Genomic DNA, 23,730 nt, shown 5'->3' on the forward strand with positions numbered 1-23,730 from the left:
CGGTTCGTTCACAGCTGGGCACGGTGGGCTCGGTCGCGGACCATCAGCGCGGCTCGCTTCTCCGGGAGTTCGACCTCGGCGGAGTAGCGGAATCCGGCGTTCAGGAAGGCGGAGACGGATGGGGTGTTGCGCAGGTCCGGCTCGGCCACGATCCGCGTGCACCGGGGGTGGTGGTCGAGGACGAGGTCGGAGACGGCCCGGAGCAGGGCGGTCCCGATCCCGTGACCCCGCCGGTCTCCGTCACCGATGAGGACGTGGAGGCCGGTGTCGAAGGGCCTGAGCGGGCAGTGGCGGGCGAGGGGGTCGAGGTCGGCCCGGTAGATCTCCCAGTAGCTCATCGGCACGCCCGAGAGCACTCCGAGACAGGGAATGCTCCGCCCGTCGCCGTCGAGTTGGGGGGCCAGGTGTCCGGCGGTGACGGTCTCGGCTCCGGCGAGTTCCCAGAAGGCGGCGACGGAGGGGTCGTTCATCCAGCGGCTGATCACCGCGAGATCGCGTTCCAGTCGCACGGGAACGAGTTGGAACACTCCGGCCGGGGTCGTGACCGGCTTCCACTCCGCGGGACGGCCGAGGAGCCCGGAACCCTCCGGTCCGGGCGGGGACGCGGGGGGCCGGGGCGCGAGGGCCTCGCCTGCGGGGGCCTGGGGCGCGGGGGCCGGCGGTGCGGGGGCCTGGGGCGCGGGGGCCGGCGGTGCGGGGGCCCTGGGGGCGGGGGCCGCCTCCCCCAGGGACGCGAGCAGTTCGGCGGTGAGCCGCAGATCCAGCGTGTCCTCGGCGCCCGGGCAGCCGGCCTGGGGAGCGGGGCCGGGCCCGGGGGCGGTGGGCGCATCGGCGGGAGGCACGGTGACGCTCTCCTTACTCGGCGGTCGGCGTCCCGGCGGGGACGGGTGTGGTTTCCTCAGCCGCACAGGGGGTTGGTGATGGTGACGTAGACGGACTGGGTGTCCACGGGCCCGACGAGTTCGTCGAGGCCGCGCAGACGCGTCAGCATGTTGGCCTTGCAGCGCAGGCGGGGGGTTTCCAGCAGCTGCGCGGGGAGCGGGGACCCCAGTGCGGTGACCGCTTTCAGGAAGCGCCGGAAGGCGGCGAGGAGCACCTGTTCGTCGGCGAGCTGCTGGGCGCCGAACGCCCCGATCAGACCGAATACGTTGTTGATGCCGAGGTAGTACGCGAAGCGTTCGTCGGTGACGGCGTCGGAGACGAACGTGTCGCTGACCGCTCCGATGCCGGGGAGCCTGCGGTCGAGTGCCGCGCGGTGGGACTCGCGGAAGTAGTAGCCCTGATTGTCGCGGTAGCGGCCGCCGACCGGCCAGCCCTCGGCGTCGAGCAGGACCAGGGTGTTCTGCTGGTGCGCTTCGAGGGCGACTCCCGCGTTGCCGTCGAGCCAGAGGACCGGCCGCACCACGCGGTCCAGGTAGCGCAGGAACCACTCGGCGGCGACGGCGGTCGTGGTCCGTCCGGTGGCGGCGCCGAGGCGGCGGACGATGTCGGCGAGGCGGGAGCGCATGCCCGTCCGGTCCGGCCAGGGGCGTGGCGCGGTGAGCCCGGCGACGCAGACCGCGTCGTCGTACCGCTCGAAGGGGTTGTGGCGCAGCATGACATCGAGTCCCGCGATGGGTTCGCCGTCGAGGCCGTCCACCGCGAGCCACGCGGGGTCGCGGACGATGTCGAACTGGGGGTGGACCGCGTGCCACTGCCGGGCGAGCCCGCTGCGCAGCAGCCGGTGGACCTCGACGCCCCGGTGCAGTTCCTTGCGCAGGTTCTCCCGGCGGGAGTTGGTGATGCGTACGCCGAGGGAGAGCTTCAGCATCAGGCCGACGCCGGGCCGTTGCACGGTGCGTACCGAGGAAGTGGGGTGCCAGCGCTCGCCGTGGGGACCGAGGTCGTGCAGCAGGCCGGAGTCGGCCAGAGCGGCGACTTCGGGCCGCATCGCCAGGTCCCGGGCCTGCCAGGGGTGGAGCGGGATCGGCGCGGTGTGCGCGGGCAGCCGCATGCCCTCGGCGTGGCGGGCGACGAGTTCGGCGGCCGGGACCGGGCGTCCGTGCTCGGTCCAGGCCGAGTCGGTGGCCAGTACGGACCGGTCGACGGCCATCCAGTGGAGGGGGAACGAGCCGTGTGACTCGGGCGAGTAGAGGCGGGACTCGGAGTCGGAGAGGCCTTCCCGGCTCTTGGGCGAGGGGTGGAGCGGGTGGCCGAGGAGGAGTGACTGCTCCGCGGTGAGGAAGAGATCCGCCTCGGCGGACGCGGTGGGCCGCCGCCGTTGTCCGTCGATGAACCCGGCGGTCCGCCGGACCGAGTCGGCCACCCTGCCCACCATGTCGGCGCTCTCGTGGTGGCCGGCCTCGCGGCCCAGGAGGGCGGCGACGGTGACGGCGTCGGCGGCGGGCGCGCCTTCGGGGGCCTGCTCCAGGAGGGGCGGGCCGAAGCGGTGCCAGCCGGTGGCGGACCAGTGGCGGAGGGGGACGAGCAGGGCGGTGCCGCTGGCGGGGAGCGGGATGCGGAGGGTCTCCCCGTCCGGGCGGGGCAGGTCGCATTCGCGGACCCAGCAGCGCAGCAGGTTCTCGATGCCCGCCGCGTCGGCGGCGCGCAGCGGGTCGGGGTGGTCCAGCGGGTCGGACGCCGGTGCGGGGCAGGCCGTCGCCGTCCGGTGGGCTTGCCACTGACCGTGCGGCACCTCCTTCTGGCGCGGCACGGTCGACGTCTCGACGGCGAGGTGGCCGGAGGTTCCGGCCTCTCCCCGGTGGTGGCTGGAGGGAGGGCCGTCGGCCTCGGGCGCGGGGGTGGGGTTCACGGCGGTCTTTCCTGTGGTGGTGTCCGGGGTCAGCGGATCGACCCGGTCGCGGTCCGGCGGTGCGGTGAGCGTTCAGCGGCTGCCAGGGCGTCGGCGAGACGGTCGACGACCGCCGTCGCCTGTTCGTCGGTGAGCGTGAGGGGCGGGAGCAGGCGTACGACCGTGGAGTGGCGGCCGCCGAGTTCGACGATGAGCCCACGGCGCAGGCACTCCTGCTGGACGGTCCTGGCCAGGACGGGATCCGGCGCCGCCTCGCCGCCCACGCCCACCGGGGCGGCCTCGGGGTCGACGAGTTCCACTCCGATCATCAGACCCCGTCCGCGGACGTCGCCGATGCACGGATGACGGGAGGCCAGGCCCCGCAGGCTCGCCAGCATCCGGGCGCCGAGGTCGGCGGCCCGTTCGGCGAGCCGGTTCTCCCGCACGTACGCGAGGGTGGCGGTACCGGCCGCCATGGCGAGCTGGTTCCCGCGGAAGGTGCCCGCGTGGGCGCCCGGCTGCCAGGTGTCGAGTTCGGAGCGGTAGACGATCACGGCGAGCGGGAGCGAGCCTCCGATGGCTTTGGACAGCACCATCACGTCGGGCACGATGCCGCTGTGTTCGACGGCCCAGAAGGCGCCGGTCCGCCCGACGCCGGTCTGGACCTCGTCGGCGATCAGGGGGACGGACCGGGAGGCGGTGATCGCCCGCATCCGGCGCATCCAGCCGTCGGGGGCGGGGTTGACCCCGCCCTCGCCCTGGACGGGTTCGAGGATCATCGCCGCCGGTGCGGGGGTTCCGCTCTTGGGGTCGTCCAACACGCTCTCGGTCCAGCGCGCGGCGAGCTCCGCACCGTGCTCGCCGCCGGCGCCGAAGGGGCAGCGGTAGTCCTGCGGGAAGGGAAGCCGGGTCACCCGCACGTCCTCGGCGCCGCCGGACGCGGCGAGCGCGCCCGCCGTCATGCCGTGGTAGGCGCCGGTGAAGGCGAGCAGACCGCTGCGGCCGGTCGCTGCGCGGACCAGGGTGAACGCCGCCTCGACCGCGTCGGTGCCGGCCGGCCCGCAGAACTGGATCCGGGCGTTGTCGGCGAACTCTCGCGGGAGGGTGGCGAACAGCTCCGTGGTGAAGGCGTCCTTGACCGGCGTGGCCAGATCGAGCACGTGCAGCGGCGCACCGGAGTCGATGACCTTCTTGATCGCCTCCAGCACGACCGGATGGTTGTGCCCGAGAGCCAGCGTCCCGGCTCCTGACAGACAGTCCAGATAGCGCCGCCCGTCCGCTCCTTCGATGGTCAGGCCCCGTGCCCGTACCGGCACGATCGGCAGGGACCGCGCGTAGGTACGGGCGGCCGATTCACGCAGCGACTGGCGGCGCAGGATGCCTTCGTGCGGCGCGAGTGGTGGTGCCGGAGCTGGTTCGGTCACGGCCACGGCTGTTGATCCTCCTGCTGTAACAGTTGCGTTGCACGTCAGCACGATTCCGCAAGGACGGACCGCGGGGGTGAACGCTGTCTCCGTGTCCCCCGTACGTACCAACGACGCCGGGGGCGGAGGATCACGGGTACGTCCGAAGATCCTTGCGGGCCGGGAACCAGGCCCTGCCGCGCACCGTCCACAGCCGCACCGGCATAGTGGGGGGCCGTGCCGTGGCGCCGGGACAACCTCCCGGCCACCGCGGCATGCCCGGAGAGGCACCCGGACCGCCGTCCGCCGGAGCCGTTCCGTAGGCGGCACAGCAGTGCAGAAGTGCAGTACGGAAGCGTTGAGTTACGAAGTCCCAGGGGGATCACCAGATGCGACTCATTCGACCAGCATTCACCGCACGCCGTGGGGGGAGCGCCCGACGCTCCCCCTCTCCCGTGCTCGCCGTCGCGGCGGTCACCGCCGTCCTCGCCCTCACGGCGACGGCCTGCGGGCCGAGCGAGGACGACGCGAGCACCGGGCCGGGCAGTTCCGCGGGCCAGACGTCGGACGACAAGATCACCATCCCGGATGATCTGAAGGACCGGCTCAAGGAGCACGGGATCGACCTCGACCAGTGGAAGCACGGCGAGTGGAAGAACTGGGACAAGGACAAGTGGCTGCGTGAGGCCAAGGACTACATCAATCCCATCATCGAAGGCCTCTGGGACGCGGACCGGATGCAGGACGCCGACAAGGCTCCCGAGCAGCCGGTCGACAACGACATCTCCGGCGACGAGGGCGTGACGGACCCGACGCCCGTTCCGGTCCGAGCCGTTGCCGCGAAGACGCCGTACCACGCCAGCGCCGCGGAGTCGGGGAAGCTGTTCTTCGACGGACCCGAGGGCTCGATGGTCTGCTCGGCGACCGTGGTAAAGGACCCGGCGCACCCCGGCAAGTCCAACATGGTGTGGACGGCGGGCCACTGCGTGCACGCGGGCAAGAAGGGCGGCTGGTACCGCAACATCGCGTTCGTGCCGTCGTACAACGACAGCGGGCTGTCGACCGACGAGCTGCGGAACAACCCGCCCAAGGAGAAGGTCGCCCCGTTCGGCGTGTGGTGGGGCTCGTGGGCGCAGACCTCCCAGCAGTGGATCGACCAGGGCGCCTCGGTCGGCGGTCTCGGCGCTCCGTACGACTTCGCGGTGCTGCACGTGACGCCGGAGAAGGGCTCGACCGGCAAGTCCCTGGAAGAGACCGTCGGTTCGGCGCTGCCGGTCGATTTCAACGCCCCGGCGGTGCCCAAGATCGCCGAAATGACCGCCACCGGCTTCCCGGCCGCTCCGCCGTACGACGGCCAGAAGCTCTTCCAGTGCGAGGACAAGCCGGGCCGGCTCTCGCTCACCAAGGACGACCCGACCATGTACCGCATCGGCTGCTCGATGACCGGCGGTTCCTCCGGCGGCGGCTGGGTCGCCGCGGGCCAGAACGGCAAGCCCGCGCTGGTCTCCAACACCTCCATCGGGCCGGTGGCGGCCGGCTGGCTGGCCGGCCCCCGCCTCGGCAAGGAGGCCAAGGGCGTCTACGACTCGGTCAGCGAGAAGTACGCGGGGCAGTGAGCACGGATCGCCGTCCCTCCGGGCGCGGATGACGGCAGCGCAGGGGCCTTCGGCGGGATACTTTCCGCCGAAGGCCCCTGTGCCGTCCGGGGCACGCGGGGCTCCGGGCCGCCGTGGCGACGGCTGCCGGGCGGAGCGGACCGGTGACAGCCGGCCGGCTCGCCGGACCGGACCTCGGCGAAGGCCCCCAGGAGCGTCTGGTCCGGCGACCGGCAGCGGCCCCGCCCGGACGACGGACGGCCCGCTCCCTGGCGAGGGAGCGGGCCGTCCGCAGGTGCTGTCGAACCGTCCCGCGGTCAGTGCACCGCGGGTACGAACGCGGCGAGGTCCGCGGCGAGCTGCTCGTGCACCCGTGCCTTGAGCAGCGTGCCCTCCGACGTGTGCTCCTCGGAGATCACCTCGCCCTCGGCGTGCACCCGGGAGACGAGTCCGCCCTGGGTGTACGGCACGAGCGCCTCGATCTCGACCGACGGCCTCGGCAGTTCGCTGTCGATGAGCGCGAGCAGCTCGTCGATACCGGCGCCGGTCCGTGCCGACACCGCGATCGCGTGCTTCTCGTTGCGCAGCAGCCGCTGGAGGACCAGCGGGTCCGCCGCGTCCGCCTTGTTGACGATCACGATCTCGGGCACGTCCACCGCGCCCACCTCTCGGATCACCTCGCGCACGGCGGCGAGCTGCTCCTCCGGCACCGGGTGCGAGCCGTCCACCACGTGCAGGATGAGATCGGACTCGCCGACCTCCTCCATGGTGGAGCGGAACGCCTCGACCAGGTGGTGCGGCAGGTGCCGTACGAACCCGACGGTGTCGGCGAGCGTGTAGATCCGCCCGCTCGGCGTCTCGGCCCGGCGCACGGTCGGGTCGAGGGTGGCGAACAGGGCGTTCTCCACCAGCACACCCGCTCCGGTCAGCCGGTTGAGCAGCGAGGACTTGCCCGCGTTGGTGTAGCCCGCGATGGCGACGGAAGGCACCTTGTTGCGCTTGCGTTCCTGGCGCTTGATCTCGCGGCCGGTCTTCATCTCCGCGATCTCCCGGCGCATCTTCGCCATCTTCTCGCGGATCCGCCGCCGGTCCGTCTCGATCTTGGTCTCACCGGGACCACGGGTCGCCATGCCGCCACCGCCGCTGGAACCGCCGCCGCCCATCTGACGGGACAGCGACTGACCCCAGCCGCGCAGCCGCGGCAGCATGTACTGCATCTGTGCCAGCGAGACCTGCGCCTTGCCCTCGCGGGACTTGGCGTGCTGGGCGAAGATGTCGAGGATCAGGGCGGTCCTGTCGACCACCTTGACCTTGACGACGTCTTCCAGGTGGATCAGCTGGCCGGGGCTGAGCTCACCGTCGCACACGACGGTGTCGGCCCCTGATTCGAGGACGATGTCGCGCAGCTCGAGGGCCTTGCCGGAACCGATGTAGGTGGCCGGGTCGGGCTTGTCACGGCGCTGGAAGACGGCGTCGAGCACCTGCGCTCCGGCCGTCTCGGCGAGTGCCGCCAGCTCGGCGAGGGAGATCTCCGCGTCGTGCACCGTGCCGGAGGTCCAGACACCGACGAGCACCACACGCTCCAGGCGCAGCTGCCGGTACTCGACCTCGGTGACGTCCTCGAGCTCGGTGGAGAGTCCGGCCACGCGCCGCAGGGCGGCACGGTCGGAGCGGTCCAGCTGGTCGCCGTCCCGCGCTCCGTCGATCTCGTGGCTCCAGGCGACGTCCTCTTCCATCAGGGCGTCCGCCCGAAGGCTTTCGGTGAGGCTCTCGGTGACGTTCTCCGTGGCACTCTGCGCGTCCTGCGCGTCCTGGGGAAGGGAAGAAGAGGAGGTCATTGGATCCTTACGTCGAGAGGAATCGTTTACATCAGTCACAACGCGTGACCTCCCGGGATGATTCCCGCTGGGGGATTCCTCCGGTCCGGCCGCTGCGGCGACTCGTCGATACTGGCACGGCGGGCCCGGTCCGTCACTCGGGTTTCCCGCTCCCCGCCGGTGGCGTACTGCGCCAGTCCGGGTGTCCGGGCATGGGCGGGGTCTTCTTCCCGTACAGCCAGCCGTCGAAGAAGGCGGTCAGGTCGCGTCCGGCCACCCGGGACGCCAGGTCGGTGAAATCGGCCGTGGCGGCGCTGGAGTCACGGTGTGTCCTGACCCATAGCCTCTCCAGCCGGTCGAAGGCGCCGCTGCCGATCTCCTGGCGGAGCGCGTACAGGACCAGTGCGCTTCCGTCGTACACCACCGGCCGGAAGAGGCTGATCTTCTCGCCCGGTACCGGCGCGGCGGGGCGGGCCGGCGGGCCGCCTTCGGCACGCCAGCCGTCCGACCGGGTGTAGGCGTCGCGCATGCGGCGCTCCAGCGGCTGGTCGGCGTGCTCCTCGGCGTAGCGCGCCTCGTACCAGCTGGCGTGTCCCTCGTTGAGCCAGAGATCGGACCAGGTCCGCGGAGAGACGCTGTCGCCGAACCACTGGTGGGCCAGCTCGTGGACCATGACCGAGTCGACGTACCACTCGGGGAAGGTGACGTCGGTGAACAGCCGGCGTTCGAAGAGGGTGAGCGTCTGGGTCTCCAGCTCGAACCCGGTCTCGGTGTCGGCGGCCAGCACGCCGTAGTTCTCGAAGGGGTAGCGGCCGACCTGCTGTTCCATCCATTCCAGCTGGCCGGGGGTCTTCCTCAGCCAGGGTTCCAGTTTCTCCCGGTCGGCGACCGGCACGACGTCGCGCACGGGCAGCCCGTGCGGTCCGGTGCGTTCGACGACGGTGGACCGGCCGATGCTGACCTGGGCCAGTTCGGTGGCCATGGGGTGTCCGGTGCGGTACGTCCAGGTGGTGCGGTCGCCGTGCCGGACCCGCCCGGTGCGCTGACCGTTGGCCACCACGGTCAGATCCTGCGGGGCGGTGACGTGGAAGGTGAAGTACGCCTTGTCCGCGGGGTGGTCGTTACCGGGGAAGACCCGGTGTCCGGCGTCGGCCTGATTGGCCATGGCGAGCCCGTCTGCGGTGCGCACCCAGCCCCCGCTGTCCTGCTCGCCCGAGGGGTCGCTGGTGTGGCGGACGGTGATGCGCAGCGGCGCTCCCGCCGGGAGGCCGGACGGTGGCTCGATGATCAGGTCCTCGTCCTCGGTCGCGAACCCGGCACGCAGACCGTTGACCTCGACGGATTTCACGGTGCCACGGGTGAAGTCGAGGTTGATCCGGTCCAGCGGCTCGGTCGTCCGCGCGGTGATCGTGGTGACGGCGTCCAGCGGTTCGCTGTTGCGCCCTTCGTAGCTGAGGCCGATGTCGTAGGCGAGTACGTCGTATCCGGGGTTGCCGAGGTGCGGGAAGAGGGGGTCCCCGATACCGAGGGGCACCGGGGCGGGCAGGGTGGCGGCGACGAGGGTGGCCGATGCGGTGGCCAGCAGGGCGGCCTGCAGACGACGGGAGAGGAACGGCATGGACTACGGCTACCAGCGCCGCCCCCGCCGTTCCGGGACGGCGCGCACCGCGCCACCCGAAAGATCCGCCGAGGCGGACCGTGCGGACCCCTGAGGTCAGAGCGCGGCGGCCGGGTGCTGGGCGCGGCTCACGTCGTACACCCCCGGTACGTCGCGCATGGCGCGCATCAGCGCGGGCAGGCCGGCGGCGTCGGGGAGCTGCAGGGTGTACGTGTGGCGTACGCGCTGTTCGCTGGGGGGTTCGACGGTGGCGGAGATGACCGCCGCGTCCGCTCCCGCGATCGCCTCGGTGAGGTCCGCGAGGAGCCGGGGCCGTCCGAAGGACTCCGCCACCAAGGTCACCCGGCAGCCGGCCGCGTCTCCCCAGCTCACGACGACCGGCACGCGGCCGACGGCCTCCATCCGGGCCACGACCGGGCACTCCAGCCGGTGCACGGTGACGGCGCCGCCGCGCACCGTGAATCCGGTGACGTCGTCGGGGGGCACGGGGGTGCAGCAGCCCGCGAGGCGCACCGTGGTGTCGGGTGACTCGACCACGGCGCTCACCGTGCGGCCGGCCGTCCCGGCGGAGCCGGACCCGGTGGGGCGGGCGGGCTGCGGGCCGGGCCTGCTGCCGGCGGGCGGGCTTCCGGCTGCGGATTCCGTGTCCTGCGGATGGGCGTCGAGCCAGCCGGTGATGGCGATCCGGGCGGCGGGGGTCCGTGCGTGGTCGAGCCAGTCGGGCGAGGGCCCGGACGCGGCGTCCTCGGCGAGGAGCGGCTGGACCGTGTCCCCGTCGACGAGCACGGTGCTGAGGGTGGCCAGGCGGCCGTTGACCCGGGCCCCGATACAGCTGTGCGCGGCGTCCCCGTACTGGGCGTAGGCGGCGTCGACGCAGCTGGCGCCCGCGGGCAGGCCCAGCGTGCCGCCGTCGGTGCGGAAGACGGTGATCTCGCGGTCCTGGGCGAGGTCGGCGCGCAGGGTGGTCCAGAAGGTGTCCGGGTCGGGTGCGGACTGCTGCCACTGGAGCAGCCGGGAGAGCCAGCCGGGCCGGGTGGGGTCGGCCCGTTCGCCGTCGGCGGGTTCGGCGCTCGGTGCCGTACCGTCCGCGGCGTACGGGTTGCCGAGCGCGATGACGCCCGCCTCGGCGACCTTGTGCATGCGGTGGGTGCGGATGAGGACTTCGGCGACCTCGCCGTCCGGGCCCACCACCGCGGTGTGCAGCGACTGGTACAGGTTGAACTTGGGCGCGGCGATGAAGTCCTTGAACTCGGAGATCACCGGGGTGAAACAGGTGTGGAGCTCGCCGAGGACGGCGTAGCAGTCGGCGTCCTCGCCCACGAGCACCAGCAGGCGTCCGAAGTCGCTGCCGCGCAGTTCGCCGCGTTTGACGCGCACGCGGTGCACGGAGACGAAGTGGCGTGGCCTGATGAGCACTTCGGCGGGGATGCCGGCCTCCCGCAGCACTGCGGCGACGTTGCCGGCGATGGCGTCGAGGGGGTCCGCCGTGCCGGTCGCGGCGGAGATGACGGCACTGGTGTGTGCGTACTCCTCGGGATGGAGGATGGCGAAGACGAGGTCCTCCAGCTCGGTCTTGAGCGCCTGCACCCCGAGCCGCTCCGCGAGGGGGATCAGCACGTCACGGGTGACCTTGGCAATCCTGGCCTGCTTCTCCGGGCGCATCACGCCGAGCGTGCGCATGTTGTGCAGACGGTCGGCGAGCTTGATCGACATCACCCGGACGTCGTCGCCGGTGGCGACCAGCATCTTGCGGAAGGTCTCCGGCTCGGCGGCGGCCCCGTAGTCGACCTTCTCCAGCTTGGTCACGCCGTCGACGAGGTAGCAGACCTCGTCGCCGAACTGCTCGCGCACCTGGTCCAGGGTCACCTCGGTGTCCTCGACCGTGTCGTGGAGGAGGGACGCGGTCAGCGTGGTGGTCTCGGCCCCGAGTTCGGCGAGGATGAGGGTGACCGCGAGGGGATGCGTGATGTACGGCTCGCCGCTCTTGCGTGTCTGTCCGCGGTGCGAGCTCTCCGCGAGGACGTAGGCACGGTGCAGTACGGAGAGGTCGGCGTCGGGGTGGTGGACCCGGTGCGCCTCGGCGACGTGGCCGATGGCGTCCGGCAGCCGGTCCCGGGAGACCGGGCCGAGCAGGGCGACCCGGCCGAGCCTGCGGAGATCGATCCGGGGACGGCCCCGCCTGCGGATGGGAGCATCTGGGTTGGTGGCCTCTGCGCTCATGGGGGCACCTCCGGCGACGTCGACCGGCGGTGCAAAGGTGCGGTCGCGCCTCCGGGCCGGTGCTTGATGCTACCGACCCCACCACGTGGCGGAGTCCGGCTCTCGCCCAGCGTGAAACGGATCACCCATTCGAGCGAAGCACTATCCCCTGAGCGTTTCGAGCCAGGCCGGATCGATCATGCCCTCGGACACGATCACGGCCGCTCCGGTCATCTCGATCTCCCCGTCCGGGTGCTCGGTGATGACCAGGGTGCCGCCCGGCAGATCGACGGTGTACGTGACCGGGGCCCCGGTCACCGCCGGGTCCGCCGCGTCCCGGCGGGCCGCGGCGACGGCCACGGCGCAGGCGCCGGTGCCGCAGGAGCGGGTCTCGCCCGAGCCGCGCTCGTGGACCCGCATCGCGACGTGCCGCGGCCCGCGGTCCACGACGAATTCGATGTTGACCCCGTCGGGGTAGACGGCGGCGGGCGCGAAGGACGGCTCGCTGAACAGGTTTCCGGCGTGCGCCAGGTCGTCGACGAACGCGATCGCGTGCGGATTGCCCATGTTCACGTTGCGGGCGTCCCAGCTGCGGTCGCCGACGGTGACGGTGACGCCGTCGCCGGGGAACAGGGCGCGGCCCATGGAGACGGTGACGTCTCCGTTCTTGGCGAGGTGCACCTTCTTCACGCCGCCGCGGGTGGCGACCGCGAGGTCGCCTTCCCCGACGGCGCCGGCGCGCTGCAGGTAGCGGGCGAAGACCCGGACGCCGTTGCCGCACATCTCGGCGACCGAACCGTCGGCGTTGCGGTAGTCCATGAACCACTCGGCCTCGCCCGCCATGGCCCGCGCCTCGGGGTGTGCGGCGGACCGCACGACGTGCAGCAGCCCGTCGCCGCCGATGCCGGCGCGGCGGTCGCACAGCGCGGCGACGAGGGACGCGGGCAGGTCGAGGGCGTTGTCCGGGTCGGGAACGATGACGAAGTCGTTCTCGGTGCCGTGGCCCTTGAGGAAGGCGATCTGCGAGGTGGTCACAGGACAACTGTACGAGGCCGCGCCGACAGCGCGGAGAACCGGCCCGCCGGACGGGAGGGGGCCGGCCGGGTCATCGCCCGGCGTCCCGTCAGCCCCGCAGTCGTGCCACGCGCCAGACGGCCAGCGCGACCAGTGCGGCGCACACCGTCACGTACAGCGCGATCACCCGCCAGTCGGCCCGCTCCCCGGACCCCCGGGACGGCAGTCCCGGCCAGGCGTACCCGACTCGGCGGGCGGCCATCATGCCCCAGCCGGCGGCGCAGCAGCTGATCAGCAGTCCCAGCATCGCGACCACCGGGCCGCCGTCGCCCACCTCGAAGGCGAGCGGGAAGGCGAACATCAGCGATCCCAGAGCGGCGAGCATGACGATCGGCGCGAGCTGCCAGATGCGCATCCGCCGGGCGGGACGCAGCTCGACCTCGACCTCAGGGGTCACGGCGAGCTCATCGGGCCCGTCGGGGCTGAGGTGTCCTGCTCCGTGGTGCGCGTCCGGTGCGTCTTGCTCTGTGTCGCGAGGGCCGGCCTCCATCGCCACGCGCCCTCCCAACTCGGACTTCACTGGTCGATCGATGCTCGATGATGGCACGCCGCAGGTCGCCGAATTGACGGGCAGGGCTTCCCGATGCCATCACGTGATCAGGCTGTTATAGCCCCCCTTCAGGGTTTATGCAGGTCAGACGCCTGCTGCTGGTCGGCGAGTCAGCAAGAGGCCAGCAATAGCCCCAGGTCAGGGCCCCGATCGCCCGGTCGCGACCAGGCCGAGGAGGGAGCCATCTCCCCCATGTCGAACAAGCTTGCGCGGGGTGTGGGGAGCTTCCTTCAAGCGCTGCGAGTGCCGCAGGCGGTCGAGCTGCCGGCCCGTCCGCCCCATCCGCTTCCGCGATGCCCGGGGCAAGCGGGCCGAGGAGCCCGGCTTCCCACCCAGGAGCCTCCATCGAGCGCGGACGGGGCTCTCCCGCGCACGGCAGGAGCGCGCAGTCCGCCCCGGTACGGCCAAGCACAAGTAGCCAGGTCCACACGGCTCGACGAGACCCGGCGGCGCGGTGGTGAACCTGATGACCGCTGGAGGACCGGGGATTGCTCGTGCCGGCCTCCTGGCGACCGGGCTTGATGACCGCTGGAGGACCGGGGATTGCTCGTGCCGGCCTCCTGGCGACCGGGCTTGACGATGCGCCGGCTCTCGCGGCTGACGGGCTGTGACCGTGGCTCGCAGACGGCCTGGATGGAGAAGGTCAGTGCGTGACCCCAGGTGGGGAGCGTCATGGGTGAGTGCGGCGACGGGCAAGGTCACAGCGACGCGGCGATGCCCTCCCGGTTGTCGGGCAGCCCGGCCGCGCGGAACCACAACGCGTTCCCGCCGATGCCGCCCGTCGACTCGTCGGCGTCCGCAAAGGCCCGCGACAGACCGCGTCGGGCGGGAGTGAGCGGGCGGGCCGGGTCGTAGCCACCGGCGAAGGCTCTGAGCAGGATCGGCCCGCGTTCGGGCGGCCCGCCAGGTGCGCGGCGGCCCGTCATCCCACGGGAAGTGCCCTTCGTGCTCGGCGAGGCCCACGGGATGCTCGAGGATCGCGGCGACGAACAGTGCCGCGGGCGCGGTGACGGTGTACAGCGAGCCCTGGTGCAGCACGCCCATGTCCAGCGCGGCCAGCGCCTCGGACCGAACCTCGGGATCCTCGTCCACGAGGGAGCGCAGGGCGCCGGGTATGTCCTCGCGGGAGCCGTAGGCGTGCTGGAGGGACCCCCAGTCCGTTCCCAGGAGCAGTTCCCGGGCCGCCGCAGGCAACCCGCTCAGGCTCCGCGTCAGGCGGGCGGCTCCCGTCATCGGTCATGCCCGCACCCTGTCAGCACCCACCGACAACGCCGCCTCTCGGAAGGTGCCCGCACGTCACCGGCCCCCCGTCCTGCGATCAGGCGGTAACCGCTCGCTCGACCAACGCCAGCGCCCGGCCCGGGAGTTCCTCACGGTGCTCCGCGGCGCCGTTCAGCCACTGGACGCGCGGGTCACGGCGGAACCAGGAGTCCTGGCGGCGCGCGAAGCGCTTGGTGGCGCGCACGGTCTCGGCGCGCGCCTCGTCCTCGGTGCACTCCCCGGCCAGCGCGGTAAGCACCTGCTGGTAGCCGAGCGCCCGGGAGGCGGTGCGCCCTTCCCGCAGACCGTGCGACTCCAGGTCGCGCACCTCGTCCACGAGTCCGGCCTCCCACATCCGGTCGACCCGCACGGTGATGCGCTCGTCGAGCTCGGGGCGGGCCACGTCGACGCCGATCTGGACGGCGTCGTAGACCGCGTCGTCACCCGGGAGGTTGGCGGTGAAGGGCTTGCCGGTGATCTCGATGACCTCGAGGGCCCGCACGATGCGCCGGCCGTTGCTCGGCAGGATGGCACGGCCTGCCTCGGGATCGGCCGCGGCGAGCCGCTCGTGCAGCGCTCCGGAACCGCGCTCGGCCAGTTCCGCCTCCAGCGCCGCGCGGATGCCGGGGTCCGTGCCGGGGAACTCCAGGGCGTCGATCGCACCCTTCACGTACAGACCGGAACCGCCCACCAGCACGGGGGTGCGGCCCTCGGCGAGCAGCCGGTCGATCTCGGCGCGGGCCAGGCGCTGGTACTCCGCGACGCTGGCGGCCTCGGTGACGTCCCAGATGTCCAGCAAGCGGTGGGGTACCGAGCCGCGCTCGGCGACGGTCAGCTTGGCGGTGCCGATGTCCATCCCCCGGTAGAGCTGCATGGAGTCGGCATTGACCACTTCGCCCCCGAGCTGCTGGGCGAGGAACACCCCCAGGTCGGACTTTCCGGCTGCGGTGGGACCGACGACGGCGATGACCCGCGGTGCGGGAGCTGGGCTTGTCACTGCCACAGTCTCGCAAACCTCGGGGCCGATACCGAATGGGTGACGCACGGGTCGTGCGGTGGCCGGCCCGTCACCCGCCGTCACGTGCCGTCGAGTAAAATGGTGTCTCCATATGGGTGGTTTCTCACGGTTCCGCCGTTCGTCCTCCCTGGCCGCCGAGGCCGTGGCAGGACGAGTAGAGGCCGGTCAGGCGGGTATCGGGACCGGAGAGAGCACGCGCACGCAGCCCCCAGCAGAGAAGGTGTCCGATGGGCTTCATGGACAATTTGAAGGCGAAGCTGAGCCCGGCGAAGGACAAGGTGAGCGACCTCGCGCAGCAGCACGGGGACAAGATCGACCAGGGGCTCGACAAGGCCGCGCGGACGGTGGACGCGAAGACCAAGGGCAAGTACAGCGACAAGATCGTGACCGGCACGCAGAAGGCCAAGGAAGCCGTGGACCGGCTGTCCCAGAAGGACGGCGGCGGTACGCCGCCCCCTCCGGGCAGCACGCCGCCCGCTCCCTGACCGCCGCGGGGCCGCAGCGCGTCACGGCGGCCGTGGAGCGGCATCGGCACCGCTCCACGGCCGCCGTACGCGCAGCCCGTCCTCGTGCGGTCGGTACGCGCGGTCCGGTCTCGTGCGTGCACCGGGCGCGGCCCGCGTCTGCGCGCGGTCAGTACGCGCAGGCGCGCCCTCGTACGGGCCGTACGCGCGGCCCCGGCCTCGTCGGTCAGTACGCGCGGCCCCGGTCCTCGTCCGGTCAGTACGCGCGGCCCCGGTCCTCGTCCGGTCAGTACGCGCGGCCCCGGTCCTCGTCCGGTCAGGACCAGGTCGCGACCATGTAGCCCACGCCGTACGGCGCGTCGTCGTACAGCAGCCGCCCCTCCAGGCCGGCTCCCTCGGCGGCCCCCGCCAGCACCTGCCAGGGTGCGCGTCCCGCGGCCTTGAGTTCGTACGCCAGCGCCTCGTCCAGCGCGATCAGCGCGTCGGTGTCGGCCGCCCCCAGCGCGCGCGAAGCCGCCGCGTCGAATCCGGCGGCGCGCTCGTCGAGGTAACCCGGCGCCTTCAGGGTGCGGCAGGCGCTGCCGTCACCCATCACCAGCAGCGCGACCCGGTCCGCGCGGGCGGCGAGGGTGTGCCCCGTCTCGACACAGCGGCCGGTCTCTAGCGGTTCCCCCACGCCGAGCGCCTCGACCGGGGTGCCGGCCCATCCGGTGCGGGCCAGCAGCCAGGCGCCGACCGCGAGCGACGGGGCGAGCGGGCGCTCGACGGCCGTGCCCAGGTCCCGACCCAGCCGTACGTCGAGGTCCACGCCGAACTCCTGGAAGCCACCGGTGGCGCCCTCGGGGTGGGGGCCACGGCCGGCGAGGTCCGCCGGGCCGATCACGATCAGCAGATCGGGCCGGGAGGCCGCGAGGACGCCCAGGGCGTCGGTGCACGCGGTCCTCGCCCCGTCGAGCTCGGGCGCGGCACCGGCGGCGACGTCGGGGACCAGCAGCGGCGGACAGGGGCAGACAGCGGCGGCGACAAGCATGAGGGGCAGCGTACTGGGCGGCCGCCGGCCCCGCGCAGGGAGCCGTACCGCCGTCGGTCGCCGCCCCGCGCCCAGGCCGCGTTCGCCGCTCAGTCGCAGCCGCATCCCGGCGTCGAGGCCGCGGGCAGCGGTGCCGGGGCGCCGATCCCGGGCAGGCCCAGCATGACGCCGGCCGGCTTGGCGGCCGCCGCGGCGGTGCGCTTCTCCCAGGCGTCCCCCGAGCGGGTCCGCCGCACTCCGAGGGGCGCGCCCTCGGCGAGCAGGTGGTGCGGGGCCGCGTAGCTGATCTCGACCGTCACCACGTCGCCGGGCCGCACGTCATCGTCCGGCTTGGTGAAGTGGACCAGACGGTTGTCGGGAGCGCGGCCGGAGAGCCGGTGCGTGGCACCGTCCTTGCGGCCCTCGCCCTCCGCGACCATGACCTCCAGCGTGCGGCCGACCTGCTTCTTGTTCTCCGACCAGGAGATCTCCTCCTGGAGGGCGGACAGGCGCATGTACCGCTCCTGGACGACCTCCTTGGGAATCTGCCCGTCCATGTCGGCGGCGGGGGTTCCGGGGCGCTTGGAGTACTGGAAGGTGAAGGCGTTGGCGAAGCGCGCCTCGCGGACCGCGTGCATGGTCTGCTCGAAGTCCTCCTCGGTCTCACCGGGGAAGCCGACGATGATGTCGGTGGAGATCGCGGCGTCCGGCATCGCGGCCCGCACCTTGTCGATGATGCCGAGGAAGCGTTCCTGCCGGTACGAGCGGCGCATCGCCTTCAGGATCGTGTCCGAGCCGGACTGCATGGGCATGTGCAGCTGCGGCATCACGTTCGGCGTCTCGGCCATGGCGGCGATCACGTCGTCGGTGAAGTCGCGCGGATGCGGCGAGGTGAAGCGGACCCGCTCCAGGCCCTCGATCCGCCCGCAGGCGCGCAGCAGCTTGGAGAACGCCTCCCGGTCGCCGATGTCGGAGCCGTACGCGTTCACGTTCTGACCGAGCAGGGTGATCTCGGAGACGCCCTCGGCGACCAACGCCTCGATCTCGGCGAGGATGTCGCCGGTCCGGCGGTCCTTCTCCTTGCCGCGCAGCGCCGGGACGATGCAGAAGGTGCAGGTGTTGTTGCAGCCGACGGAGATCGAGACCCAGGCGGCGTAGGCGGACTCGCGGCGGGTCGGCAGCGTCGAGGGGAACGCCTCCAGGGACTCGGCGATCTCGATCTGCGCCTCCTCCTGGATACGGGCGCGCTCCAGCAGCACCGGCAGCTTGCCGATGTTGTGCGTACCGAAGACGACGTCGACCCAGGGGGCCCGCTCGACGATGGTGTCGCGGTCCTTCTGCGCCAGGCAGCCGCCGACCGCGATCTGCATCCCGGGGCGCTTCGTCTTCATCGGGGCGAGCCGGCCGAGGTTGCCGTAGAGCTTGTTGTCGGCGTTCTCCCGCACCGCGCAGGTGTTGAAGACGACGACATCGGCGTCACCGTCGGAGCCCTCGGGCGCCCGTACGTAGCCGGCGTCCTCCAGCAGTCCCGACAACCGCTCGGAGTCGTGGACGTTCATCTGGCACCCGTAGGTGCGCACCTCATAGCTTTTTCTGACGTCCACTGCTTCGCTCCGGTTGCCGCTGCTCATGCGACAAGGGTAGGCGCTGCACGGGCGCCTCCCGCCGCGGGCGGCTCGCGGGCCGTGCCCCGGCCCCCGCGAAGGCCGGGAGATCCGAGGGCGCCCCTGGCCAGGGCCGGGAGGCACCTGGCAGGATCGCCGCCATGTTCCTGGCTTTGTCCCGAATCGGCCGGCGTCGCTCGCTGCGCGCGGGCGCCGCCCTCGTCGTCGTGCTCGGACTGCTGCTCTGGTGGCTGCTCCCCCTCAGGGACCCGGCGCCGAACGGGACGCTGACGTTCAGTACCGGGGTGCGCAGCGGCGTGTACCAGCGCTACGGCGAGCGGCTCGAGGGTGCGCTCGCCAAGGATCTGCCCGAAGTGTCGATACGGCTCCGGACCAGCGAGGGCTCGCAGCAGAACATCGCCCGGGTGGCGACGGGCAAGGCCGACTTCACGATCGCGACCACCGACGCCGTCGCCACGTACCTCCGGGACCGCAAGCCGGGCGCCGACCGGCTGCGCGGCTGTGTCCGCCTGTACGACGACTACATACAGCTGGTCGTGAAGCGGGACTCGAAGATCCGCAAGGTCGCGGATCTCCGGGGCAGGACGGTCGCGGTCGGACAGCCGGGGTCGGGGGTCCGGCTGGTGGCCGACCGGCTGATGACGGCCGCGGGACTGGATCCGGTCGCCGACGTGACGGCCGTGCCGGCCGGCATCGACACGATGCCGAAGCTGCTGGAGGACGGCCGGCTCGACGCGTTCTTCTGGTCCGGCGGGCTGCCCACCAGCGCGGTGGCCGATCTCGCGGACCGGTTCGCGATCCGGCTGGTCCCGCTGGAGGACCCGCTCATCAAGCAGCTCCAGGCCGCCGGCGGGTCCACCCGCTACTACCGCTCGGCCGTGATGCCCGCCGACGCCTACGGCAACGCGCAGCAGGGGCAGGCCGTCCCCACGGTCGCGGTCGCCAACGTGCTGGTGACCACGGACCGCACCGACGCGGCGATGACGGAGGCCTTCACCCGGACGGTGATCGACAGCCGGGACCGGATCGGTCGCGAGGTGCACGCCGCGCAGCTGGTGGACCTGCGGACGGCGATCTACACGGATCCGCTGCCGCTGCACGAAGGGGCCAAGCGCTACTACCGCTCGGTCAAGCCCTGACGGTCCGGGGGCCCCTTCAGCCCTGCGGCCCGCTGCGGGGCACCGAGACCGTCACGCGCAACCCGTGCGGTTCGTTCCGCGTGCAGGTGAGCGAGCCGGCGCTCGCGGCGAGGAGCGCCTTCGAGATGGAGAGGCCGAGGCCGGATCCCCGGACGTTCTGGTGCTGGGAGCTGCGCCAGAACCGGTCGCCGACGCGCTCCATCTCCTGATCGGTGAGCCCCGGTCCGCCGTCCGCGACGACGACGGTGACGTTCGCGCTGTCGGAGGCGACCGTGACGCGGACCTCCTCGCCCGCGGGGGTGAACTTGAGGGCGTTGTCGATGATGGCGTCGAGCGCGCTGGACAGGGCGATGGGGTCCGCCCAGGCGGTGACGGCCCCGATGCCGTCCGCCCGCAGCCGTACGCCCTTCTCCTCGGCCACCGGCCGCCAGGAGGCGACCCGCTCGGAGCTGAGCGCGCCGATGTCCGTGAGCTGCGGATCCGCGCCGGCGTGCTCGGCCAGCGCCAGGTCGAGCAGGTCGTCGAGGACCTGGCCGAGGCGCTTGCCCTCCGTCCGCACGGAGGCGATCTCCTCGTTGCCCTCGGGGAGTTCGAGGGCGAGCAGCTCGATGCGCAGCAGCAGTGCGGCCAGGGGGTTGCGCAACTGGTGCGAGGCGTCGGCGACGAAGGCGCGCTGCTGTTCGAGCACGTCCTCGACGTTGTCGGCCATCTCGTTGAACGAACGGGCCAGCCGTCTGAGTTCCGGAGGCCCGCCCGACGCCACGACCCTGGAGCGCATCCGGCCGCTGGCGATGTCGTGGGCGGCGACGTCCAGCGTCCGCACGGGGAGCAGCACCCAGCCGGTGAGCCGGTTCGCCGCGCCGACGGCCACCAGCATCGCGACGACCTCGCCCGCGGCGATCACCAGCCAGCCGCGGAGCGTGGCGGCCCGCATCTGGTCGGTGGGCGAGTCGATTACGACGACGGCGATCACATCACCGTCCCGTACGACGGGCGAGGCGACGACCACCCGGCCGTCCTGCCAGGGCCAGACCTGCGGCGGATCGTGGCTGCGACGGCCGAGCAGCGCCTCCTTGAACGCCTCACGGCCCTCGCCCTCGACGGGGAGCCGCCAGGACGCCGGCGCCTTGGCCATCGCGGAGTCGTCGCGGTAGAAGACGCCGGCGCGGATGCCGTACACGGAGTCGTACGTCTCCAGCTCGCCCTGGAGGGTGCGGCGCCGTTCGTCGTAGCCGCTGGTGCGTTCGGTGATGAACTGCGCGAGTGCGGCGAAGCGCGCCGTGTCGTCGATGCGGTCGATCACGACGCCCTGCTGCCGGGCCGCCGCCACGCTGACGGCCAGCGGGAAGCCGAGCGCGAGCAGGACGCTCGCCATGAGGACGATGAGCAGCGGAAGCAGCCGGGTGCGCAACGGGAACGTACGCCTCTACGCGGACGGTGCGACGAGGCGGTAGCCGACCCCGCGCACGGTCTCGATCAGGGCGGGCAGCCGCAGCTTGGAGCGCAGGGAGGCGACATGCACCTCCAGGGTGCGTCCCGTCCCCTCCCAGCTTGTACGCCACACCTCGCTGATGATCTGTTCCCGGCGGAACACCACGCCGGGCCGCTGGGCCAGCAGCGCGAGCAGGTCGAACTCCTTGCGGGTGAGCTGGACTTCACTTCCGTCCACGCTGACCCGGCGGGTGGGCAGCTCGATGTGCACGTGCCCCAGGCGCAGCGCGGCGACCGGCGTGGGGGCGGTGTCCTCGTTGCCCGTCTTGCGCCGGCTGACGGCGTGGATACGGGCGAGGAGCTCACCGGTGTCGTACGGCTTGGTCACGTAGTCGTCGGCGCCGAGGTTGAGTCCGTGGATCCGTGAGCGGACGTCGGCCCGCGCGGTCACCATGATCACCGGTACGGAGCTGCGCTTGCGGATCTTCCCGCAGACCTCGTAGCCGCCCTGGTCGGGCAGGCCGAGGTCGAGGAGCACGACGCCGAAGGGTTCCGTGTCGGTGGGCAGGAGCGCCTGCAGGGCCTCCTCGCCGCTGCGGGCGTGCACCACCTGGAAGCCGTGCCGGGCGAGGATCGCGGACAGGGCGGCGGCGACGTGGTTGTCGTCCTCTACGAGCAGCAGTCTCATGGCCCCCCTCTCCTGAGGTCCGGTGTCGGTACGGTCTCGTGCTCCCCCGGTCACTTCCCCGTAGCGGGGCGTTTCGCGTCAGGGTGTACCAAGGCATCCACCCCGATGACCGGTATGCCAGTCAAGTGCCCGCCCGTTGCATCCGGGTTTCCGTTATGCACCCGGTACGCCCCGGGGGTCTCCCGAGGCGTCCCCTTCACACGGAGTGTCCGGTTGCCGCCGGATCGTTATGCTCAATTTCCGCTCAGATGTAATGACGCTGGTCGCACTGCGTCACTAAGGTCCTTCCCAACCGAGGAGGACGGAGCATTAAGCCGATGAGCGGAGTTTCAGTGACCAAGGGCGCCGAGGACGCTGCACCCGCGGCCGGCGACGACCTGGTCGTGCTGAGCAACGTCAACAAGCACTTCGGCGCGCTGCATGTGCTCCAGGACATCGACCTGACGATCGCCCGTGGCGAGGTCGTGGTCGTCATCGGGCCCTCCGGGTCCGGTAAGTCCACGCTGTGCCGCACGATCAACCGCTTGGAGACCATCGACTCGGGCGCGATCTCGATCGACGGGAAGCCGTTGCCCGCGGAGGGCAAGGAGCTGGCAAGGCTGCGAGCCGATGTCGGCATGGTCTTCCAGTCGTTCAATCTCTTCGCGCACAAGACGGTGCTGGAGAACGTGACGCTCGGGCAGCTCAAGGTCCGCAAGGCGGACAAGAAGGCTGCCGAGGACAAGGCGCGCGCCCTGCTCGACCGGGTGGGCGTCGGAACCCAGGCCGACAAGTACCCCTCCCAGCTCTCCGGCGGCCAGCAGCAGCGTGTGGCGATCGCGCGGGCGTTGGCGATGGACCCGAAGGTCATGCTCTTCGACGAGCCGACCTCCGCGCTCGACCCCGAGATGATCAACGAGGTGCTGGAGGTCATGCAGCAGCTCGCCCGCGACGGCATGACCATGGTCGTCGTCACCCACGAGATGGGCTTCGCCCGCTCCGCGGCGAACCGGGTCGTCTTCATGGCGGACGGGAAGATCGTCGAAGAGGCCACGCCCGACCAGTTCTTCAGCAACCCGCGCAGTGACCGGGCCAAGGACTTCCTGTCGAAGATCCTGCACCACTGACGGAGCCTTCGACGCCGGTCTCGACACCGGCCGATCACTCACACCGCGTCAACTCTAGGGAAACTCACCATGCAGCTTCGTAAGGTCACCGCCGCCTCGGCCGCCGTGCTCGCCCTCGCCCTGACCGCCACCGCCTGCGGTTCCGACGACAAGGACGACGCGTCCGGTTCGGGCGGCGGCAAGAAGATCACGATCGGCATCAAGATCGACCAGCCGGGTATCGGCCTCAAGACCCCGGACGGCAAGTACACCGGCTTCGACGTCGATGTCGCCACGTACGTCGCCAAGGAACTGGGCTACGACGCCGCGGACATCACGTTCAAGGAGACCAAGAGCGCCGACCGTGAGACCGCGATCGAGCGTGGCGACGTGAAGTTCATCGCCGCCTCGTACTCGATCAACGACAAGCGTCTCGCCAAGGTCGACTTCGCCGGTCCGTACCTCCTCGCCCACCAGGACATCCTGGTCCGCGCCGACGACACCTCGATCAAGTCGCCGGAGGACCTGAACAACAAGAAGCTCTGCTCGGTCACCGGCTCGACCTCGGCGCAGAACGTCAAGGACAAGCTGGCCCCGAAGGCGCAGCTCCAGGAGTACGGCGGCTACTCGGAGTGCCTGACCGGCCTGGAGAACAAGGTCATCGACGCGCTGACCACGGATGACAGCATCCTGGCCGGTTATGCCTCGCAGGACGCCAACAAGGGCAAGTTCAAGCTGGCCGGCTTCAAGATGACCAACGAGAACTACGGCATCGGCCTGAAGAAGGGCGACGCCGACCTCAAGAAGAAGATCAACGACGCGCTCACCAAGATGGTCTCGGACGGTTCGTGGAAGAAGGCCGTGGACGCCAACTTCGGCCCGGCGGGCTACAAGAACGAAGAAGCCCCGAAGATCGGCAACGTCGTCAAGTGAAGTAGGGCTGACCGGGCGCGCCGCCACTGAGGGCGGCGCGCCGTGCCCTCCT

19 protein-coding genes are annotated in these 23,730 nt (G+C 71.7%); 5 read left to right on the forward strand and 14 right to left on the reverse strand.

Features of this window, described 5'->3' with window-relative positions:
- Positions 1–8: 8 nt before the first annotated feature.
- Genes ABZ454_RS15695 through ABZ454_RS15705 form a run of 3 tightly spaced genes read right to left on the reverse strand, consistent with a single transcriptional unit; the run spans position 9 to position 4,200 of the window.
- Entirely contained in the window at positions 9–842 is an 834-nt protein-coding gene (locus ABZ454_RS15695; protein ID WP_359538307.1) for a GNAT family N-acetyltransferase, read from the reverse strand.
- Between the two features lie 56 nt (positions 843–898).
- Complete coding sequence (locus tag ABZ454_RS15700; protein WP_359538309.1) at positions 899–2,791, reverse strand: IucA/IucC family protein; 1,893 nt, start codon at positions 2,789–2,791, stop codon at positions 899–901.
- A gap of 29 nt (positions 2,792–2,820) precedes the next feature.
- On the reverse strand, positions 2,821–4,200 hold the full coding sequence (locus ABZ454_RS15705; protein ID WP_356324601.1) for a diaminobutyrate--2-oxoglutarate transaminase family protein: 1,380 nt from the start codon (positions 4,198–4,200) through the stop codon (positions 2,821–2,823).
- A 362-nt stretch (positions 4,201–4,562) separates the two neighbouring features.
- Between ABZ454_RS15705 and ABZ454_RS15710 the strand changes: the two genes are divergently transcribed.
- A complete protein-coding gene (locus ABZ454_RS15710) occupies positions 4,563–5,789 on the forward strand; it encodes a hypothetical protein (protein ID WP_359538311.1) in 1,227 nt (408 codons plus the stop codon).
- Positions 5,790–6,085: 296 nt separating this feature from the next.
- On the opposite strand, the gene hflX is transcribed toward ABZ454_RS15710, so the two are convergent.
- The 7 genes from hflX to miaA all read right to left on the reverse strand — a co-directional run bounded on the left by hflX (position 6,086) and on the right by miaA (position 15,283).
- Entirely contained in the window at positions 6,086–7,606 is a 1,521-nt protein-coding gene (gene hflX, locus ABZ454_RS15715) for a GTPase HflX (protein ID WP_359538313.1), read from the reverse strand.
- Between the two features lie 133 nt (positions 7,607–7,739).
- The gene (locus tag ABZ454_RS15720) at positions 7,740–9,203 is read right to left on the reverse strand and encodes a M1 family metallopeptidase (RefSeq protein WP_359538314.1); all 1,464 of its coding nucleotides are present in this window, start codon (positions 9,201–9,203) and stop codon (positions 7,740–7,742) included.
- A gap of 96 nt (positions 9,204–9,299) precedes the next feature.
- Positions 9,300–11,423 (reverse strand): HD domain-containing protein, encoded by a 2,124-nt coding sequence (locus ABZ454_RS15725; protein WP_359538316.1) that lies wholly within the window; start codon positions 11,421–11,423, stop codon positions 9,300–9,302.
- 141 nt (positions 11,424–11,564) lie between these two features.
- Positions 11,565–12,437, reverse strand: coding sequence for a diaminopimelate epimerase (gene dapF, locus ABZ454_RS15730; RefSeq protein WP_359538317.1), 873 nt, complete (start codon positions 12,435–12,437; stop codon positions 11,565–11,567).
- A gap of 88 nt (positions 12,438–12,525) precedes the next feature.
- A complete protein-coding gene (locus ABZ454_RS15735) occupies positions 12,526–12,966 on the reverse strand; it encodes a hypothetical protein (RefSeq protein ID WP_359538379.1) in 441 nt (146 codons plus the stop codon).
- A 758-nt stretch (positions 12,967–13,724) separates the two neighbouring features.
- Positions 13,725–13,952, reverse strand: coding sequence for a hypothetical protein (locus ABZ454_RS15740; RefSeq protein WP_359538319.1), 228 nt, complete (start codon positions 13,950–13,952; stop codon positions 13,725–13,727).
- A 392-nt stretch (positions 13,953–14,344) separates the two neighbouring features.
- Positions 14,345–15,283, reverse strand: coding sequence for a tRNA (adenosine(37)-N6)-dimethylallyltransferase MiaA (gene miaA, locus ABZ454_RS15745; protein ID WP_356322005.1), 939 nt, complete (start codon positions 15,281–15,283; stop codon positions 14,345–14,347).
- 248 nt (positions 15,284–15,531) lie between these two features.
- Here miaA and ABZ454_RS15750 point away from each other — a divergent pair, with 248 nt between their 5' ends.
- Complete coding sequence (locus tag ABZ454_RS15750) at positions 15,532–15,789, forward strand: antitoxin (RefSeq protein ID WP_359538321.1); 258 nt, start codon at positions 15,532–15,534, stop codon at positions 15,787–15,789.
- Between the two features lie 295 nt (positions 15,790–16,084).
- Here the strand turns inward: ABZ454_RS15750 and ABZ454_RS15755 are convergent, their stop codons facing one another.
- Together ABZ454_RS15755 and miaB are read right to left on the reverse strand one after the other, a co-directional pair.
- Entirely contained in the window at positions 16,085–16,798 is a 714-nt protein-coding gene (locus ABZ454_RS15755; RefSeq protein WP_359538323.1) for a class III extradiol dioxygenase subunit B-like domain-containing protein, read from the reverse strand.
- Between the two features lie 89 nt (positions 16,799–16,887).
- Positions 16,888–18,408, reverse strand: a complete 1,521-nt coding sequence (miaB, locus tag ABZ454_RS15760; protein ID WP_359538325.1) for a tRNA (N6-isopentenyl adenosine(37)-C2)-methylthiotransferase MiaB — start codon at positions 18,406–18,408, stop codon at positions 16,888–16,890.
- Positions 18,409–18,542: 134 nt separating this feature from the next.
- On the opposite strand from miaB, the gene ABZ454_RS15765 reads away from it, so the two are divergent.
- Positions 18,543–19,541, forward strand: coding sequence for a TAXI family TRAP transporter solute-binding subunit (locus ABZ454_RS15765; protein WP_359538327.1), 999 nt, complete (start codon positions 18,543–18,545; stop codon positions 19,539–19,541).
- A 16-nt stretch (positions 19,542–19,557) separates the two neighbouring features.
- On the opposite strand, the gene ABZ454_RS15770 is transcribed toward ABZ454_RS15765, so the two are convergent.
- Complete coding sequence (locus tag ABZ454_RS15770) at positions 19,558–20,952, reverse strand: HAMP domain-containing sensor histidine kinase (protein WP_359538329.1); 1,395 nt, start codon at positions 20,950–20,952, stop codon at positions 19,558–19,560.
- 15 nt (positions 20,953–20,967) lie between these two features.
- Complete coding sequence (locus ABZ454_RS15775; protein ID WP_359538331.1) at positions 20,968–21,660, reverse strand: response regulator transcription factor; 693 nt, start codon at positions 21,658–21,660, stop codon at positions 20,968–20,970.
- Positions 21,661–21,977: 317 nt separating this feature from the next.
- Here ABZ454_RS15775 and ABZ454_RS15780 point away from each other — a divergent pair, with 317 nt between their 5' ends.
- Positions 21,978–22,766: an amino acid ABC transporter ATP-binding protein gene (locus tag ABZ454_RS15780; protein WP_356322012.1), complete on the forward strand. Its 789-nt coding sequence runs from the start codon at positions 21,978–21,980 to the stop codon at positions 22,764–22,766.
- Between the two features lie 69 nt (positions 22,767–22,835).
- The gene (locus ABZ454_RS15785) at positions 22,836–23,678 is read left to right on the forward strand and encodes a glutamate ABC transporter substrate-binding protein (protein ID WP_356322013.1); all 843 of its coding nucleotides are present in this window, start codon (positions 22,836–22,838) and stop codon (positions 23,676–23,678) included.
- Positions 23,679–23,730 lie beyond the last annotated feature (52 nt).

It is taken from the genome of Streptomyces sp. NPDC005803, assembly GCF_040630435.1.
In the GTDB taxonomy this organism is placed as follows: Bacteria; Actinomycetota; Actinomycetes; order Streptomycetales; family Streptomycetaceae; genus Streptomyces.